Annotated in this window: 14 protein-coding genes; 7 read left to right on the plus strand and 7 right to left on the minus strand. The window is 70.7% G+C overall.

Annotation, left to right across the window (positions count from 1 at the left end; all coding sequences use genetic code 11):
* Window positions 1-96 precede the first annotated feature (96 nt).
* Window positions 97-930 (plus strand): SAM-dependent methyltransferase, encoded by an 834-nt coding sequence (locus ABD987_RS36295; RefSeq protein ID WP_345405043.1) that lies wholly within the window; start codon window positions 97-99, stop codon window positions 928-930.
* 4 nt (window positions 931-934) lie between these two features.
* On the opposite strand, the gene ABD987_RS36300 is transcribed toward ABD987_RS36295, so the two are convergent.
* Together ABD987_RS36300 and ABD987_RS36305 are read right to left on the minus strand one after the other, a co-directional pair.
* Entirely contained in the window at window positions 935-1,768 is an 834-nt protein-coding gene (locus tag ABD987_RS36300) for an aldo/keto reductase (RefSeq protein ID WP_345405046.1), read from the minus strand.
* 46 nt (window positions 1,769-1,814) lie between these two features.
* Window positions 1,815-2,999 (minus strand): MFS transporter, encoded by a 1,185-nt coding sequence (locus tag ABD987_RS36305; protein ID WP_345405049.1) that lies wholly within the window; start codon window positions 2,997-2,999, stop codon window positions 1,815-1,817.
* A gap of 151 nt (window positions 3,000-3,150) precedes the next feature.
* Between ABD987_RS36305 and ABD987_RS36310 the strand changes: the two genes are divergently transcribed.
* Entirely contained in the window at window positions 3,151-3,600 is a 450-nt protein-coding gene (locus ABD987_RS36310) for a MarR family winged helix-turn-helix transcriptional regulator (RefSeq protein WP_345405052.1), read from the plus strand.
* A gap of 473 nt (window positions 3,601-4,073) precedes the next feature.
* On the opposite strand, the gene xylA is transcribed toward ABD987_RS36310, so the two are convergent.
* Window positions 4,074-5,222, minus strand: a complete 1,149-nt coding sequence (xylA, locus tag ABD987_RS36315; protein WP_345405055.1) for a xylose isomerase — start codon at window positions 5,220-5,222, stop codon at window positions 4,074-4,076.
* A gap of 97 nt (window positions 5,223-5,319) precedes the next feature.
* Between xylA and ABD987_RS36320 the strand changes: the two genes are divergently transcribed.
* The gene (locus tag ABD987_RS36320) at window positions 5,320-6,474 is read left to right on the plus strand and encodes an ROK family transcriptional regulator (protein ID WP_345405058.1); all 1,155 of its coding nucleotides are present in this window, start codon (window positions 5,320-5,322) and stop codon (window positions 6,472-6,474) included.
* A gap of 355 nt (window positions 6,475-6,829) precedes the next feature.
* Complete coding sequence (locus ABD987_RS36325) at window positions 6,830-8,287, plus strand: amidohydrolase (RefSeq protein WP_345405060.1); 1,458 nt, start codon at window positions 6,830-6,832, stop codon at window positions 8,285-8,287.
* On the opposite strand, the gene ABD987_RS36330 is transcribed toward ABD987_RS36325, so the two are convergent.
* Window positions 8,277-9,863: a pentapeptide repeat-containing protein gene (locus ABD987_RS36330; RefSeq protein ID WP_345405063.1), complete on the minus strand. Its 1,587-nt coding sequence runs from the start codon at window positions 9,861-9,863 to the stop codon at window positions 8,277-8,279. The genes ABD987_RS36325 and ABD987_RS36330 overlap by 11 nt on opposite strands.
* Window positions 9,864-9,977: 114 nt before the next feature.
* Between ABD987_RS36330 and ABD987_RS36335 the strand changes: the two genes are divergently transcribed.
* A complete protein-coding gene (locus tag ABD987_RS36335; protein ID WP_345405066.1) occupies window positions 9,978-12,341 on the plus strand; it encodes a GH92 family glycosyl hydrolase in 2,364 nt (787 codons plus the stop codon).
* Between the two features lie 61 nt (window positions 12,342-12,402).
* Here ABD987_RS36335 and ABD987_RS36340 read toward each other — a convergent pair whose 3' ends face one another.
* The gene (locus ABD987_RS36340; protein WP_345405069.1) at window positions 12,403-13,110 is read right to left on the minus strand and encodes an RraA family protein; all 708 of its coding nucleotides are present in this window, start codon (window positions 13,108-13,110) and stop codon (window positions 12,403-12,405) included.
* Window positions 13,111-13,317: 207 nt separating this feature from the next.
* Between ABD987_RS36340 and ABD987_RS36345 the strand changes: the two genes are divergently transcribed.
* Window positions 13,318-13,809 carry a DUF2127 domain-containing protein gene (locus tag ABD987_RS36345; protein ID WP_345405205.1) on the plus strand — a complete coding sequence of 164 codons (492 nt, stop codon included), beginning with the start codon at window positions 13,318-13,320 and terminating at the stop codon, window positions 13,807-13,809.
* 13 nt (window positions 13,810-13,822) lie between these two features.
* On the opposite strand, the gene ABD987_RS36350 is transcribed toward ABD987_RS36345, so the two are convergent.
* Entirely contained in the window at window positions 13,823-14,560 is a 738-nt protein-coding gene (locus ABD987_RS36350) for a PP2C family protein-serine/threonine phosphatase (RefSeq protein ID WP_345405072.1), read from the minus strand.
* Between the two features lie 431 nt (window positions 14,561-14,991).
* On the opposite strand from ABD987_RS36350, the gene ABD987_RS36355 reads away from it, so the two are divergent.
* Window positions 14,992-15,585: an ASCH domain-containing protein gene (locus ABD987_RS36355; RefSeq protein ID WP_345405075.1), complete on the plus strand. Its 594-nt coding sequence runs from the start codon at window positions 14,992-14,994 to the stop codon at window positions 15,583-15,585.
* Window positions 15,586-15,652: 67 nt separating this feature from the next.
* Here ABD987_RS36355 and ABD987_RS36360 read toward each other — a convergent pair whose 3' ends face one another.
* A complete protein-coding gene (locus ABD987_RS36360) occupies window positions 15,653-17,149 on the minus strand; it encodes a sensor histidine kinase (protein WP_345405078.1) in 1,497 nt (498 codons plus the stop codon).
* Window positions 17,150-17,275 lie beyond the last annotated feature (126 nt).

The raw sequence follows: 17,275 nt of genomic DNA on the forward strand, positions 1-17,275 counted from the left end.
GCCGCGCCCGTTGTCGTAGCCTGGGCGCTGTCCGTTGCGGGACAGGGTGATCGGCCGGAGGCAGGCACGGTCACGGCGCAGGTGGGAGTGTGGGCGATGACGCCTGGCAGGGTCGACGCGGCCGAGCGTGGTGCCTCGCTGGACTTCGGCAGGGCCAGCCTGGCCCGGCTGTCGGACGCGCTGCTCGGCGGGCACGACCACTACGAGGCCGACCGCGAGGCGATGCGCCGCCTGCTGGCGATCGCGCCGGGCGCGCGGGCGATGGCGAAGGAACACCGCGACTGGCTTGTCCGGGTCGTCCGGTTTCTCGCGGCGAAACGCGGGGTCGGCCAGTTCCTCGACCTCGGGTCCGGGATGCCGACCGCGGAGAACACCCACCAGGTGGCGCAGCGGTACAACCCCGAGGCCAGGGTCGTCTATGTCGACAACGACCCCGTCGTCCAGGTACACGGCCGCGCCGTGCTGGAGGAGAACGACCGGACCCACGTCAGCGGCGCGAACCTCACCGTGCCCGCGGAGACGCTGTGGGACCCGGTGGTGGTCGAGCACCTCGACTTCGCGGAGCCGGTCGCGCTCATCCTGTGCTCGATCGTCCACCACATCGACGACTTCGCGCGGGCGAGCCACATCGTGCGCTCCTACGTCGACGCGCTGGCCCCCGGCTCGTACCTGCTGCTGACCCACCACGTCGAGCCGGAGGCGGACGGGCCGCGCCGGGAGCTGGCGCGGTTGCTGGAGAGCACGTTCCAGGGCACCGGCCTGGGCACCGTGCACCGGCCGCGGGAACAGATCGAGTCGTTCTTCACCGGCCTCGACCTGCTCCCGCCCGGGTTGTGCCTGCTACACGAGTGGTGGCCGGACGGCCCGCGGCTGGCCCCGCTGAGCGAGCTCAACTTCCTCACCCTCGGCGGGGTCGCGCGCAAGCCATAAGGACTCAGGCCGCGTTGAAGGTGTCCGGATCCGGTCCCGTCCGCAGCCCACGCTCCAAAGTGGACAGTGAGGCCGCGTCCTCGTCGGTCAGCGTGAAGCCGAAGACGTCGAGGTTCTCGGCGATCCGCGAGGGCGTCACGGACTTCGGGATCACGATCGTGTCGCGCTGAAGGTGCCAGCGCAGCACGATCTGTGCCGGGCTGCGGCCGTACTTCCGGGCCAGCGCCGCCACCGCGGGTTCGCCGAGCAGGTCGCCGCCCTTGGCGAGCGGGCTCCACGCCTCGGTGGCGATGCCGTGCGCGGCGTCGAACTCGCGCACCCGCTGCTGCTGCAGGTAGGGGTGCACCTCGACCTGGTTCACCGCGGGCACCACGCTGCCGGCGTCGAAGAGCCGTTCGAGGTGCTCGGGCTGGAAGTTCGACACGCCGATGGCGCGGACCCTGCCGTCGGCGTAAAGCTTCTCGAACGCCTTCCAGGTGTCGACGTAGCGGTCGAGTTCGGGCGCGGGCCAGTGGATCAGGTACAGGTCGAGCCGGTCGAGGCCGAGCTTCGCCAGGCTCTCGTCGAACGCCTTGAGCGTCGAGTCGTAACCCTGGTCGGCGTTCCACAGCTTGGTGGTGACGAACAACTCGTCGCGAGGAATACCCGATTCGGTGATGGCTTTGCCGACGCCGGCCTCGTTGCCGTAGATGGCCGCGGTGTCGATGCTGCGGTATCCGGCTTCGAGCGCGGCCTTGACCGCCGCGGTGGTTTCCGCGTCCGGTACCTGGAACACGCCGAAGCCGAGCTGCGGCATCTCCACGTCGTTGTTGAGCTTGACGGTGGGCACGCTGGTCAACGGTCTCTTCTTTCGTTTGCTGGGATTTTCTTGCCGGTTAGGGGGTTCAGCGGGCGAGGACCGCGTCCGGTGTCCCGACCGTAACCGAGCGCCTGCGGTCCAGCAGCCCGGAGATGATCGCGACGACGAGGCCGGAGGCGGCGAGCGCCGCGCCGATCCAGTTGCCCGCGGTGTAGCCGAGGCCACCTTCGATGGCCAGGCCGCTCAGCCACGCGCCGATGGCGTTGCCGAGGTTGAACGCCGCGATGTTCGCGGCCGAGGCGAGCGCGGGAGCGCCCTTGGCCTTCGACATCACGCGCGCCTGCAACGGCGGGACGGTCGCGAATCCGGCGGCGCCGAACACCGCGATCGTGATCGCGGCGGGGAGCTGGGCGTGCGCGGTGAACACGAACACCCCCAGCACGACGGCGAGCAGGGCGAGGATGACGTAGAGGCTCGGCATGAGCCTGCGGTCCGCGGCCCTCCCGCCGAGCAGGTTGCCGACGAACAGACCGCCGCCGAACAGCACGAGCAGCCAGGTGACGGCGCCCGGCGAGAAGCCCGCGACGTCGGTCATCATCGGCGTGATGTAGGTGAACGAGGCGAACACCCCGGCGAAGCCGAGGACGGTCATCAGCAGCGCCAGCCAGACCTGCGGATCGCGGAACGCGGCGAGTTCGCGGCGCAGCCCGGCGTCCGCCTCGGGCTCCTGGTGCGGGACGAGCGCGATGACCCCGAGCGCGCCGACGATCCCGAGCGCGCTGACCACCCAGAACGTCGACCGCCAGCCGAAGGCCTGGCCGAGCGCGGTGCCGGCGGGCACACCGAGCACGTTGGCGATGGTGAGCCCGGCGAACATCATCGCGATCGCGCTGGCCTGTTTGGCGGGCGCGACGAGCGAGGCGGCGACGACCGAGCCGACGCCGAAGAACGCGCCGTGCGAAAGCGCGGCGACGATGCGGCCGGTCATCAGCAGCCCGTAGGTCGGCGCGAGCGCCGAAAGCAGGTTGCCCGCGATGAACAGCCCCATCAGGGCGATCAGGACGGTCTTGCGTGGGACCCGCGCGGCGAGCGCGGTCAGGATGGGCGCGCCGACGACGACACCGAGCGCGTACCCCGAGATGAGCAGGCCTGCGGTCGGGATCGTGACGCCGAACTCGCCCGCGACCTCGGGCAGCAGACCCATGATCACGAACTCGGTGGTGCCGATACCGAAGGCGCTGATCGCCAGTGCGAGCAGAGCGGCGGGCATGGACTTCCTTCTTCCAGGAGTAGAGTGGTGGCCAGCGTGAGCAACTACGAGCGTCTGAGATAGTTGCACACGCCGGTTATTGCACGGAGTCGATAGTGCCTCGTGCAAGGATGTCTCCGCAAGCCGGAGGCGAGCCTGAGAGAGGTGAAACGTGTCACTGGCCGACGACGCCAAGGAAGCTCGTGCGCAGGGCTGGCGCACGCTCGCCGCGTTGCACGCGCGGATCGAGGACAAGCTCCAGCGCGCGCTGGAGCGGGAGCACGAGCTCTCGGTGAGTGAGTACACCGTGCTCGATTCACTGGGCCGCCAGGACGGCTACCACCTGCGGATGAACCAGCTGGCGACCGCGGTGGTGCTGAGCCAGTCCGCGACGACCCGGCTCGTCGGCAGGCTGGAGGACCGCGGCCTGCTCCAGCGCTACCTCTGCCCGGACGACCGGCGCGGCATCTACACCGAGGTCACCCCGGCCGGCCGCGCGCTGCTCGCCGCGGCGCGTCCCACCCACGACGCCGCGCTCGCCGAGTCGCTCGGTGAGGCGGGGGAGCTGCCGGAGCTGGCCCCGCTGGTCGCCGCGCTGGGCAGTCTCACCTTCGCCCGCTGAGAGTTTCCTGTCACTCCCTCGGTCCGTGGGGGTCGCCTTGAGGGACTCTAGGTCCCTCAAGGCGACCCCCACGGACCGCTGCGCTTGCTGGGGCGCTCTGGTTGCGGACGGCGTGCTCGTCCCGTTCGCGACGCCTCACAATCCCTTGCCGGTCAACGACTTTCACGCGATTGTCCACAGCGTGGCCGCTCTCGGCCGCCGTTGTGGACAACTCGCCCGCTCCGTCGCCCGGACCCCACTTTTCGTCGTACCCACGCGATAGACTGGCCTGGGGCCGTCCCCCGGAGAGGGTGGGGGATGCCTGTTCGATGGGGCATCCGAGCACCGGAGGTCCATAGTGGACAATGGCCCCGAAGTGGGCGGCGCTTCCGGTGCAGGGACAGGTCCCCGGGCACGAGCAGAGGTCCCGGTGCGGGCCAACTTCCATTGCGGGCCAAGGAAGCCGCCCGCTCCTGCTTCGACGTCTCAGGGGGTCAGCGGACCCCGAGCAGATGTTCCAGCGCCAGCTGGTTCAACCGGGTGAAGTGATACCCGCGTTCTCCGGCGGCTTCCGCGTCGAAGGAATCCGAGTCGAGGTCGTCGAGGCTCTCGTCCGGGTCGAGGGTCGGCACGCCGAGGGCCGGGACCCGGGCGGCCTCCAGGAGTTCGGCGACCTCGCGGTCCTCGCGGAACGCCTGGGACTTCGCCTTGAGAATCAGGTACATCCGCATGTTCGCCGCCGCCGACGCCCAGACGTCGGCGGCGTCCTCGGTCCGCGCCGGTTTGTAGTCGAAGTGGCGCGGGCCCTCGTAACCGCCGTGCTCCAGCAGGTCCACCAGGAAGAACGCGTTCGCCAGGTCGCCGTGACCGAAGATGAGGTCCTGATCGAACTTCGGGCCCCGCTGTCCGTTGAGGTCGATGTGGAACAGTTTTCCGTGCCACAGCGCCTGCGCGACGCCGTGCACGGGATTCAGCCCGGCCATCTGCTCGTGCCCGACCTCCGGGTTCACCCCGAACCGTTCCGGCCGGGCCAGTCGCGAGAGGAACGCCAGCGCGTGCCCGATCGTCGGCAGCAGGATGTCCCCGCGCGGCTCGTTCGGCTTGGGTTCCAAGGCGAACCGGATGTCGTAGCCCCGTGACACGACATAGTCCGCGAGGATGTCCAGCGCTTCCTTGTAGCGCTCCAACGCGGCGCGGACGTCCTTGGCCGCGTCGGACTCCGAGCCTTCCCGGCCGCCCCACAGCACATAGATCTTCGCGCCGAGTTCGGCGGCGAGGTCGAGGTTGCGCCGCACCTTCCGCAGCGCGAACCGGCGCACGCCGCGGTCGTTGCTGGTGAACCCGCCGTCCTTGAACACCGGGTGGGTGAACAGGTTCGTCGTCGCCATCGGCACCTTGAGCCCGGTCTCGGCCAGCGCGGTCCGGAAGCGCGCCACCGCCTTGTCCCGGTCCTGTTCGGTGGCGAGGAGGTCGTCGTCGTGGAAGGTCACGCCGTACGCGCCGAGTTCGGCGAGCCGGTGCACGCTCTCGACCGGATCGAGGGGTGCGCGCGTGGCGCTGCCGAACGGGTCGCTCGCCTGCCAGCCGACGGTCCACAGGCCGAAGGAGAACCTGTCGCCCGGCACCGGGACGAACGCGCTCATACCGGTTCCTCCATTTAGTTCGCGTTGTAGACTAAATATGCTGCGGCGGCCTTCGCCCGTCAAGGGCGGCTAGAGTGCGGACGGGAGGAAAGCCGTCATGACGTTGCCCGTCCGTCACGATTCGATGCGTGCCCGCAACCTCGGCGTGGTGCTCGACGCCGTCCGGCGGGGCGGCCCGCAGACCCGCGCCGCGCTCGCGGAGCGCACCGGGCTGACCAAGTCCACGGTGTCCAAACTGGCCGGCGACCTGATCGAGGCCGGGATGCTGGCCGAGTCCGGCCCCGCGCGCGCCGGCGAGCGCGGGCGTCCCGGCGTCGAGGTCGTACTGAGCGGGGACCGGGTCGCGGCGCTGGGGTGTGAGGTCAACGTCGACTATCTCGCCGTGTGCCTGCTCGATCTCGCGCAGCGCGTCCGGTTCACCAGACGCCGTGGGCAGGACAACCGGGGCAAGCCCGCGAAGCGGGTCCTCGCCCAGTTGCGGACGTTGGCGGTCGAGGCGATGGCCGAGGCGCGTCGCCTCGGTCTCGACGTCGCGGGGGCGGGCCTGGCGGTGTCCGGGCCGGTCGCCGACGGCGTGCTGCTCACCGCGCCGAACCTCGGCTGGCGCGACGTCGGCGCGGTCGACCTGCTGGGGCTCCCGGTGGAGACCACGCTCGGCAACGAGGCGAGCCTCGCCGCGCTCGGCGAGCTGTGGTTCGGTGCCGGGGGACAGGATTTTCTCTACGTGTCAGGGGAAATCGGTATCGGTGCCGGGCTGGTCGTCGGCGGTGAGCTGTTCCACGGGACGCGCGGCCTCGCCGGGGAGCTGGGGCACGTCGTCGTCTCGCCGGACGGGCCGAGGTGCCGGTGCGGGGGCGCGGGCTGCCTGGAGACGGCCGCCGGGCAGGAAGCGATCCTCACCGCGGCGGGTGACGTCGCGACGGTCGCGGAGCTGCTGGCACGGCTGGAGAACGACGACGAGCTGGCGGTGAAGGCGTGTGGCGAGGCGGCCCGCGCGCTCGGTATCGCGCTGACCTCGACGGTCAACCTGCTGGACCTCGACCGCGTGGTGCTCGGCGGGATCTACGCCCCGTTGTTCGGCTGGCTGGCCCCGCCGATCGAACGCGTGCTCGCCGACCGCCTGGTCAAGCTGCGCTCCACACCGCCCACCCTGACCGCGTCGCAGCTCGGCGGCCAGGCCGCCACCCTGGGCGCCGCCGGACTGGTCGTGCACCAGGTCCTCGCCGACCCCACCCGCTTCCTGCCCCGCTGAAGACGCCGGTTGCGGGAGGCAAGCCGCCGTCCCGCGATCGCGCACTGGGAACCAAGAAACGTCCCCACGCTGGTTCCGCCGCCGACCGCACCGTGGGGGTGTGGGGGCTCGGCCCCCACCGGGAAACGGAACACCGGGAGGAAGCCGTCAGGCTTCCGAACACAACTCGAGCGGCAACCGAGGGAGTCGAACCCTGCGCGGCTTGTGAAGGCGGCGCTCATGACCGGCCCTGACCCTTCGGCGGGCGACGGCTGCCGATGCGGTACCTCTGCTTCAAGGTCTGGGGTACCCGGAAAATTCCGTGCCCAGCGGGTAGCCGCTCGTGTTCACCCGATCGGACTGGCAGGCTGAGGGCATGGACGATCTTCTGCTGCGGCGGGTGCGGCCGGGGCTCGGCGGTGAACCGGCGGACGTGCTGATCTCGGACGGCCGGATCGCCGCGATCACCGGCCCCGGCGAGGGAACGGCCAAGCGGGTCGTCGACGGGCACGGCGGGACGCTGCTGCCGGGGCTGGTGGACGCCCACGCGCACGTCGGGCAGTGGGCGGCGTTCCGGCGCCGGATCCCGCTCGGCGCGGCGAAATCCGCGGCGGAGGCGGTGGAACTGCTGCTCGCGCACCTGCTCGCCGGCGAAGGGTTACCCGGGGAACTCGTGGTGGGCGCGGGATTCCGGGACGGGCTCTGGCCGGACGCGCCGCACAAGGACCTGCTGCAGCGGGCGTTGCCGGGTCGTCCGGTCGCGTTGTTCAGCGCGGACCTGCACACGCTGTGGCTCAGTCCCGCGGCGTTGCGGCTGATCGGACGTGACCATCCGACCGGGGTCCTGCTGGAGAACGACTGCATGCGCGCGACCGCCGAACTGCCGTCCGCACCGGTCGAGGTCCATGACACCTGGGTCGCCGAAGCCGTCACCGCGGCCGCCGCGCGGGGTGTCACGGGCATCGTCGACTACGAATACGCGGACACCGTCACGGACTGGACCAGACGGCTCGCGGACGGCCCGCTGAACGCGCGCGTCGGCTGCGTCATCGCGCGGTATCTGCTCGAAACCGCCATCGAACGCGGCCACCGCACCGGTGATGTCCTGCCCGGCTCGGACGGGCTGCTCAGGGTGGGGCCGTTCAAGCTGTTCGTCGACGGCTCGCTCAACACCCGCACGGCCTACTGCCACGACCCCTACCCGGGCGGGGATTCCCTTGGGCAGCTGGAACTTCCGCCCGAGCAGCTGGTGCCGCTGATGCGCCGGGCGGCCGGGCACGGCCTCGCGCCCGCGGTGCACGCGATCGGGGACCGGGCGAACACGATCGCGCTCGACGCCTTCACCGAACTCGGCTGTGCCGGGCGCATCGAGCACGCGCAACTGCTCAGCCCACGTGACGTCACGCGGTTCGCGCGGCTCGGCGTCGTGGCGAGTGTGCAGCCCGCGCACCAGCCCGACGACCGTGACGTCGCCGACCGCCACTGGCCGGGGCGCACCGACCGGGCCTTCCCGTACCGCGCGCTGCTGGAATCGGGCGCGCGCCTGGAAATCGGCTCGGACGCGCCGGTCGCGCCGCTCGACCCGTGGGACGGTGTCGCCGCCGCCGTCGGGCGCACCGACGACGACCGCCCCGCCTGGCACCCGGAGCAGGCCATCCCGCTGGCCGACGCGCTCGCCGCCGCGTCCGGCGGCCGCCGGGGAATCGCGGTGGGCGAGGTCGCGGACCTGATGGTCACCGCGGCCGATCCGTCGCACCTGTCCCCGGCGGACCTGCGGGCGATGCCGATCACCGCGACGCTGCTCGCGGGCCGCCTCACGCACCTCAGCGCTTGACGCGGTTGCGCACGGCCAGCGCCGCGAGGCCGAGGAAGAGCGGTGAGCCGATCCGCACGATCATCCGGAGGACATGGCCGCACCGGGTGAGTGTCTCGGGCTTGACGACGTCCAGTCCCATCGCGGAGCCGACTACGTCCAGCAGACCGTCCCCATAGGACAGTGAGACGCCGGTGATTCCGAAGTGCTGGAAGAAGAAACCGGCCAGCAGGAGAAGAACGGTCAGGCAGGCGAACGCCCGGCTCGCCCGGAGCCCGTATCCGGACGCGGCCCAGTAGAGGGTCAGTATGACGCGTTCGGCCAGGGAGTTGTCGCGGTCGTTGCGGCGCATTTCCATTTCGCCGTAGTAGAAACCGGCCGCGCCCGGCTCGTACTTGTTGTCCTCCTGTGCCTTGCGGAGCTGGCGGTACAGGCTCGCGATCCGCCGGGGCTTCAGGACGTCCTCGCCGGTGGCCCACCCCGTGCCCTTCGCGGTGGTGGCCCGCCAGGCGCCTTCCTCGGTGATGACCTGGCGGCGCGTCCAGCGCCATACGGGCGGCCATGCCCAGCCGGTGCGGAACCCGGCCGGTGGGCGGCCGAAGACGTAGTCGCCTTCCAGGCGCAGCTTGTCCAGATGGAGCGCGCCGCCGAACCGGCAGGAACGAAGGTCGAGGTCGGTGAGCGTCAGATTCGTGACATCGACGCCGCGTAGCGAGATCAGCTCGGGCCGGTCTTCGCCGGGTCCGGCCGGGACGGCGGTGATCGCCGAGGGGGCGGTGAACACGGCGCGGTCCATGACCACGGCCGAACCCCGCAGCCGTATCGTGGCCGCGTCCTCGAATCGGGTGGCCACGCAGGACAACTCGCCGGCCGAGAAATCGAGCACGACCGGCTTGCGGAAGGTGGCTTTGCCGAGGCTGAGGTGCCCGGTCGTGAAGTGGTCGAACGAGTAGTCCTCGGCCTCGAACTCCGCGTGGTCGAACACCGCGGTGTCCGAAGACGAGGAGCCGGTGAACCGAGCCGGGCTGTGGAACACGGCGGATCTGGCGGAAAAGCCGCCCTGGAAGTCGGCATGGCCGAAATCGGTGAGACCGTGGAATTCGGTGAAGTCGAAGGTCACGTTCTGCTTGAAGCGGGTGTGCGGGAAGAAGGCCGCTTCGTGGAAGACCGCGGCCACGAACGACGAGGTCAGTTCGAAGGTCGCGCCCTCGAAGGACACGTTGTGGGAGAACGTGGCGCGATCGAAGGCGGGGCCGTGCGCGAACACCGCGTTGGTGAATCTGGCCCAGTACTCGAATTTCGTGTCCGCGAACGAGACCGGGCCGAAGAAGGTCGCCTCGGTGAAGTCGGCTTCGCCGAACACGGCGTTCGTCGCGTCGCGGATGTCGTCCCACAGTTCGGGCAGGAGGATCGTGCCCATGAGGGAGAGGCGGGACCCCGGCCGCAGCGCCGCCAGTACTTCCCTGCGCTGCCGGGAGCGCAGGTGCGCCAGGCAGCGGCCGGTCCCGCCGGCCTGGACGCCGATACACGGTTCACCTCGTTCGTCCGCCTGATCGCAGGTTTCCCAGTGGCGCGCGGGTGGCCGGGGCAGCTCCATGGACTCTTTGTAGTGCATCCGTCACGACCAACGGCGGGATTGACGGAACCGGACGTATCGGTGAGGATCGATGGATACGCGTCATGACAACGTTGTCAGAGAGGAATCCTCGCGATGAGAGCGCGATATCGGGTCTTCGCCGCCCTGCTCGCCGGTGTGCTCGGGGCCGCCACCGTGGCCGCCCCGTCCGCGTCGGCCGGGAGTGGTCCGAAGTTCGCGGACGACCCGACGAAGCTGGTCGACACGTCGATCGGCAACAACGGGGACGGGACGACGTTCCCGGGCGCCGCGTCGCCGTTCGGGATGGTGCAGCTGTCCCCGGACACCCAGCTCAAGAAGTACGCGTCCTACGACTACGCGCAGGACAGGATCCTCGGGTTCAGTCACACCCACCTCTCCGGCGTCGGCTGCCAGACCATGGGCAACTTCCGGTTCATGCCGACCACGGGTGCGGTGACCTCGTCCGATCCCGCGCAGTACGGCGCGAAGTTCAGCCACGCCAACGAATCACGGGAACCCGGCTATTACGGTGTGAAACTGGACAACGGCATCGACGCCGAGCTGAGCACCACCGAACGCACCGGCCAGCACCGCTACACCTTCCCGGCCGGTGCCGCCGCGGACAACGTGCTCATCGAGGCCACCGAGAGCAATGGCTACAGCTACGCCGGCGACGTGCACGTGGTCGGCGACGACACCGTGGAGGGCTGGCTCCAGGGCGGCAACTTCTGCTGGGAAACCCAGAAGGAACGCTACAAGATCTTCTTCAGCGCCAAGTTCGACCGGAAGTTCGCCTCGTTCGGCACCTGGGTCGACGGGAAGCTGACGCCCAACCAGCGTGACGCGAAGTTCGGCGCGGGCCGCACCGGCGCGTGGCTGAGTTTTGATCCGAAGGCGGGTAAGCAGGTCGGCGCCTCGGTCGGGATCTCGTACACCTCGATCGACGGGGCGCGCGGCAACCGCGTCGCCGAGCAGCCGAAGTCGTTCGACAAGGCCCGCAAGGCCGCGAACAAGACCTGGCGCGAGGAACTGAACCGGATGCGCGTCGCCGGTGGCACCACCGCCGACCAGCGGACGTACTACAGCGCGCTCTACCGCTCGCTGCTGCACCCCTCCGTCGGGTCCGATGTGGACAACCGGTACCGCGGCTTCGACGACCGGATCCACCAGAGCGATTCGCCGTACTACCAGATGTTCTCGCTGTGGGACACCTACCGCTCGCAGAACCAGCTCGTCGCGCTGCTGCACCCGGAGAAGGCCGCGGACATGACGAAGTCCGTGCTCAAGATCTACCAGGACGGCGGCTGGGTGCCGCGCTGGGCGCTCGGCCAGGGCGAAACGAACGTGATGAGCGGCGACCCGGTCACCCCGTGGGTGGTCGACAACTACCGGCGTGGCCTGCTCGACGACAGGACCGCGCGGCAGCTGTTCGACGCGCTGTGGAAGAACGTCAACGAGGTCCCGAAGGACCAGTCCTCCTTCCGCGGCCGTGACGGCAACCCGACCTACGTCAAGAACGGCTGGATCGGCTACCAGGACGTCCCCGGCTACAAGTTCGGTGACACGCGTCAGGCGGGCTCGGCCACCCTGGAGTACGCGCTGGCCGACTGCGCACTGTCCACAATGGCCACCGGGCTCGGCGAGAGGGACAAGGCGAAGACCCTCGCCGCGCGCTGTGACAACTTCACGAAACTGTGGGACACCGGCGTGCAGTCCAAGGGCTACACCGGGTTCCCGCGCACGAAGGCGGCCGACGGCACCGGCGTCGGCGACCCCGACCCGGCCAAGTCGACCGGTTTCCACGAGGGCACGCCGTGGCAGTACCAGTGGCTGGCCCAGCAGGACACCGCGAAGCTGTTCGGCCTGATGGGCGGTGCGGCGCAGGCGGAGAAGCGGCTCGACACGTTCTTCGACATGCCGCTCCTGCTCCAGAACCCGGCGAAGGCCGCGAAGGACTCGTGGGTCCACGGCGCGTACGACTACCACAACAACTTCGCGTTCAACCCCAACAACGAGCCGGACCTGCACGCGCCGTGGATGTACGCGTGGACCGGCGCGCCGTGGAAGACCTCGGCCGTGATGCGCGCGGCGCGGACGCTGTTCACCGACACGCCGTACGGCATGCCCGGCAACGACGACCTCGGCACGATCTCCTCGTGGCTGGTCTTCGCGATGGCTGGCGTGTTCGAGGCGCAGCCCGGATCGGGCACGTACCTGCTGAGCGCGCCGATGTTCGAGAAGGTCGAGATCCGGCCGGACGGCGGCCGGAAGCTGAAGATCGAGGCGCCGGGCGCGAGCGCGGCCAAGCTCCAGTACGTGTCCTCTGTGGACGTTCGGCACCGCGCGTACGGCAAGACCTGGCTGAGCCACGAGGATCTGCTCGACGCCGGGAAGATCCGCTTCACCCTGAGCGACAGGCCCACCTCGTGGGGCACCTCCGCCCAGGCCGCGCCCCCGGCCCTGCTGGACGCGCGCTGACACGGTCCGTGGGGGCCTCCTTGAGGGACCTGGAGTCCCTCAAGGAGGCCCCCACGGACCGCTACTCCTCGATGGCGCCGCCGACGGAGCGCAGGTGCTCGCGGAAGGTGTGGGCGGGCTTCTTCCGGCGCGCGGCGAGGAAGGCGTCGAAGTGGAGCTGCTTGCGCAGGGTGTCGCCGGCGCGGATGCGCTCGGCCTGACGGCGTTCGGTGTCGCGGATCGTCTCCGCCAGCGAGAACAGCTCGTCCGCGCGGTCGGCGGGGAGGAACAGGACGCCGTCCTCGTCACCGAGCACCAGATCGTCGCGGGTCACCGTCCATTCGCCGACGATCGCGGACTCCAACGCGTTAGCCGGGCGGTCCTGCAGGCTCAGCGGCCCGGTCGGGATCGAGCCCATGCTGAACAACGGCAACCCGATCGCCCGGACGTCGGCGGTGTCCCGGTGCAGGCCCCAGATCACCACTCCGCTCAGCCCCGCCGCCTGTGCCTCCAGCACGACCAGGTCGCCGACGCAGCTTTCGTCGGTCCGCCCGCCGTTGTCGACCACCAACACACCGCCGGGCTCGGAATTGATGAACGCCTCCAGGAAGACGTCCACGCTCCCGACGTGCCGGGCGGGCGCGGCGCGGCCGATCAGCCGGGCGCCCGCCACCACGGCCTGGACCGACGAGGGGGCGCAGCGCACCGGGACGTGCGCGCGGACGCACGCGTCCGTGAGGTGCGCGCAGGTCAATGCCGCGAACCGCTGTCTCAGCTTTTCGAGGTCCATTCTCCGACTCTAGCCACGGGGCGGGAAGCCGTACACTCCCTTGTCCCGGCGAGAAAATGACGCCAGAAGTACGCGAAGCGGTTTCGCGTGTGTGGACGCGGATCTCGCGTGATCGGACGGCGAACTCACGTGATCGGGTGGAGAACTCGCGTGATTGGGGAGCGGGACGGAGTGCGGGCGCGGGGCCGGTGGGGCAAGCTGGGCCGTATGGCCGAAGGCACGTCGCGGAGCACCACCGAACGGCTCTTCCGGATCGCGATCGCGCTCAAGGGCCTGGACGGTCTGGTCCAGGTCGTGGGCGCGGTCATCCTCGCGTTCGTCCCCGGTTCCGTCGTCACCGGTTTCGCCCACGCCGTCCTGGCGCGCGATCTGCTCGGTGACCCGTCGGGCACGCTGTCGCACCACTTCCAGCAGGCGGCCGAGGACTTCGCGAACGGCGGCACGAAGACCTTCGCGGTTGCCTACCTGTTCGCCCACGGCCTGATCAAGCTCGTCCTGGTGTGGGCGCTGGCCCGCAAGATCGTGCGGGCCTACCCGGTGGCCGCGCTGGTGCTCGCCGCGTTCGTCGTCTACGAGATCGTCCGGGCGGTGCACACCCATTCGATCGCGCTGCCGTTCTTCGCCGCGCTCGATCTGGTGATCATCGTGCTGGTGCTCAAGGAGTACCGGCAGCTCAAACGGGACCGCTCGATCACCTGATCACCGGCCGGGCTCACGCGGCGAGGGGAAATCGGGCGGTGACCGCGTCACCGGTGTCGAGGCGGCTGGTGACGGAGTCGGCGAGCGGTTCGACGAACAGCGCGGTCGCGTTGTCGGAGCCGCCCAGTGCCATCGCCCGGTCCACGAGGCCCTGCGCGCCGCCCGCCGGATCGGCCAGGACGTGCTGCATCGTCGCCAGCGGGACGGTCTTGTGCACGCCGTCGCTGCTGAGCAGCAGGCCACCGGGCCCGGTGAGCTCGGCGGTGCCGATCTCCTCCGGCCGCGTGGTGCGGACGCTGGTGGTGACCATGTGCTCCATGCGCGGGGTGACCGGCTGGTGCCGGGCACGGAAGTACTGGGCGAGCGTGTGATCGGTGGTGAGCTGGCCGAGCAGGACGCCGTCCCACGCGTAGGCCCGCACGTCGCCCACCCAGGCGATGCGGTAGCCGGTGGCGACGGGCATCGCGACGACGAGTACCGCGTCCCCCTCCGCGCCGAGCGCGCGCACCGCGCGCTGCGCCGCGAGGATCGCGGCGACCGGGCCCGCCGTGCTGTCCGCCCGTGCCGCGGTGGCGGCCGCGATGCGGGCCGCGCGCGCCGCCGCGGGGGAGTCCCCTACGCCGTCCGCGAGCGCGAAGGCGAGCCCCGGCCCGCCCTTCGCGGCGTAGGCGCCCACGGCGTCGGCGTTGTTCGCGCGTGGCCCCCGCGCGCTCGCGGTGTGCCAGTGCTGTCCCCGGCGTACCCCGATCATGGCGTTCCTCCTCGCCGTAAGCGAACCCCCGTCGAGATCAAGGATCCGCTTCTTTCCTGTGCAAAGACTGAGGTGGTGATGAGGCATTCCTGACGATCTCGCCGTTGTCGCCCACGCCACACCGGACGGACGCGCCGTGAAGGACCCCTTACCGGCGCTCAGCGCCGTGAAGGAGTCCTTCACTGCATATCCGGATTCGCGGCCCCTCTCCCCGGCGGCCCCCATGCGCCCCAATGTGGCGTTCGGTGCTCCGCTCTTGCCCCCGCCGCCACCCTCAACGGAGACGCTGCGCGTCCAGCCCCGATTCCACGCACCGAACGCCACATTGGGTGCGTCCAACGCACCCAATGCCACATTGGGGCGCTGGACCGCGGGCGAGGCCGACGCTGTGAAGGGCTCCTTCACGGGCGGGGAGCCGTAGGATCGGGGCCGTGTTGTTCGAACAGCGGCTGCGGGCCGGGATCGAGGCGGGCACGGTGACGCTCATGGTGCGCCGCTGGGCCAGGAACAAGGCGATCGCGGGCCATCGCTACCGCACCGGCACCGGCATGATCGAGGTGGACACGGTCGAGGCCGTCACCGAGGCCGACCTCACCGACGCCGACGCCGCCCAGGCCGGGTACGCCGATCGTGCCGCCCTGATCGCCGAGTTGCGGGGCGATCCCGGGACCCCGCTCTACCGTGTCCGCTTCCACCGCGTCGACGAACCCGACCCGCGCACGCGGCTGGCCGGGAACGCCGACCTGTCCGAAAAGGACGTCATCGGGATCGGGGCCCGGTTGACCCGGTTCGACGCCGCGAACCCGCACGGCCCGTGGACCGCGGCGACGCTCGCCGCGATCGCCGCGCACCCGGGACGCCGCGCGGCCGAGCTGGCCGCGGAACTCGGCTGGGACGACCTCCCGGTGTTCAAACGGAACGTCCGCAAGCTCAAGGAACTCGGCCTGACGCTCAGTCTCGAAGTCGGCTATCGCCTTTCCCCGCGCGGCGCGGCGTATCTCGGGCGGTCCGGTCGTACGCCGTGAATCCGTCGGCGAGAGTGATCACGCCTCGCTCCACGAGACAGCGGAAATCCCTTGCGGCACAAGACGGCTAGCCGCCGGTGCCCGGCCGGGGCACGGCCACCGGCAGCCGCACCGCGAACTCGGTCCGCCCCGGTCCACTGTGGACTTCGATGGTGCCGTGGTGCGCGGCGACGACGGCGGCCGCGATCGCCAGCCCGAGCCCGGTGCTGCCCGCCGCGCGCGACCGCGAGGAATCCCCGCGCGCGAACCGCTCGAACACGGTGGGCAGCACCTCCGGGGCGATGCCGGGACCGTCGTCGGTGACGGTCACCACCGCGCTCCCGTCCGGCGCGAGCACCAGCGCGGTGACCACGGTCGTGCCCGGCGGCGTGTGCGTCCTGGCGTTGGCGAGCAGGTTCGCCAGCACCTGGTGCAGGCGCTGGAGGTCGCCGAGGACGGGCACCGGGTGCGCGGGCAGGCGCAGCCGCCAGTGGTGACCGGGCCCGGCCACGTGCGCGTCGCCGACGGCGTCGGCGACCAGGCGGGTAAGATCGACCTCGCCGGCATCGAGCGGGCGGCCCGCGTCGATCCGGGCCAGCAGCAGGAGATCCTCGACGAGTGAGGTCATCCGGTCGGCCTCGGACCGGATCCGGGTCATCGAGTGGGCCACGTCCGGTGGCACGAGAGCGCTTCCCCGTTCGGCGAGCTCGGCGTACCCGCGGATCGCCGCCAGGGGAGTCCGCAGTTCGTGGCTGGCGTCCGCGACGAACCGGCGTACCCGCGTTTCGCTCGCCTGCCGTGCCTCCAGCGCCTGGGAGATGTTGCCCAGCATCAGGTTCAGCGCCGCGCCGACCTGACCCACCTCGGTTCGCGGATCGGTGTCGGCCGCCGGGACCCGGATCTCCAGCGCCACCTCCCCGCGGTCGAGCCGCAGCTCGGACACCCTGGCCGCCGTCGCGGCGACGCGGTCGAGCGGGCGCAGCGTGCGGCGGACCGCGAACGCGCCGAGGAACCCCGTCCCGACGAGCCCGGCCGCGGCGACCCCGAACAGGATCAGGCCGACGGTCATCAGTGTGTCGTGCGTCGCCTTCAGCGGGACCCCGGTGACCACGATCCCGCCGGGGACGCCGAACGCGGCTACCCGGTAGTCGCCGAGTTCGCCCAGCGAGCGGGTGTAGGCCCTGCCGTCGGCCGGGACGGCCAGCAGCACGTCCTCCTGATCGTCGGTGAGTCCTTGCCGCTGGCCGTGCGGGGAAAGCGTTCCCCCGTCGACGACCTCGCCGCCGGCGATCTGCGCGGTGACCGTGCCCGCCGCCTGTCCCGGCGCGGTGAGCGGGCCGCGCCCGCTCGGGGGACCGCCTCCCGGCAGGCGCGCGGCGAACTCGCGTGCCCGCCCGGCGGCGGCGTAGAGCTGGCTGTCGGTCTGCTTCGTCAGGAACCCGCTCAGCGCGATTTCGCTGACCACTCCGATGACGAGGCAGACCACGGTGAGCAGGAGCAGCATCGACGCGATGAGCTTCGTGCGCAGCGGGAGCCGCGCCAGCCGGTGGGACCGGCGCTTTCCCGTACTCGCCGGCGCTGCCATGGTCCGAGCTTGAGCGGACCCGGTGTGCGTCCGATGTGTACTGCCTGTGAAGTGGCTGTGCGGCCGATCTCGGCCGGGTCACGCCAGGGGACCGCGTGCCGGGGGAGAGCTGTTGACGTGACGTAA

Origin of the sequence: Amycolatopsis samaneae, from assembly GCF_039541975.1 — a bacterium.
GTDB lineage: Bacteria > Actinomycetota > Actinomycetes > Mycobacteriales > Pseudonocardiaceae > Amycolatopsis > Amycolatopsis samaneae.

What these genes read in the sequence shown, in the direction of transcription:
- ABD987_RS36295 (WP_345405043.1), top strand. Translation starts at nt 97, where the DNA reads ATGACGCCTGGCAGGGTCGACGCGGCCGAGCGTGGTGCCTCGCTGGAC.
- ABD987_RS36305 (WP_345405049.1), bottom strand. Translation starts at nt 2,999, where the DNA reads ATGCCCGCCGCTCTGCTCGCACTGGCGATCAGCGCCTTCGGTATCGGC.
- xylA (WP_345405055.1), bottom strand. Translation starts at nt 5,222, where the DNA reads ATGAGCGCGTTCGTCCCGGTGCCGGGCGACAGGTTCTCCTTCGGCCTG.
- ABD987_RS36320 (WP_345405058.1), top strand. Translation starts at nt 5,320, where the DNA reads ATGACGTTGCCCGTCCGTCACGATTCGATGCGTGCCCGCAACCTCGGC.
- ABD987_RS36325 (WP_345405060.1), top strand. Translation starts at nt 6,830, where the DNA reads ATGGACGATCTTCTGCTGCGGCGGGTGCGGCCGGGGCTCGGCGGTGAA.
- ABD987_RS36330 (WP_345405063.1), bottom strand. Translation starts at nt 9,863, where the DNA reads ATGGAGCTGCCCCGGCCACCCGCGCGCCACTGGGAAACCTGCGATCAG.
- ABD987_RS36335 (WP_345405066.1), top strand. Translation starts at nt 9,978, where the DNA reads ATGAGAGCGCGATATCGGGTCTTCGCCGCCCTGCTCGCCGGTGTGCTC.
- ABD987_RS36340 (WP_345405069.1), bottom strand. Translation starts at nt 13,110, where the DNA reads ATGGACCTCGAAAAGCTGAGACAGCGGTTCGCGGCATTGACCTGCGCG.
- ABD987_RS36345 (WP_345405205.1), top strand. Translation starts at nt 13,318, where the DNA reads ATGGCCGAAGGCACGTCGCGGAGCACCACCGAACGGCTCTTCCGGATC.
- ABD987_RS36350 (WP_345405072.1), bottom strand. Translation starts at nt 14,560, where the DNA reads ATGATCGGGGTACGCCGGGGACAGCACTGGCACACCGCGAGCGCGCGG.
- ABD987_RS36360 (WP_345405078.1), bottom strand. Translation starts at nt 17,149, where the DNA reads ATGGCAGCGCCGGCGAGTACGGGAAAGCGCCGGTCCCACCGGCTGGCG.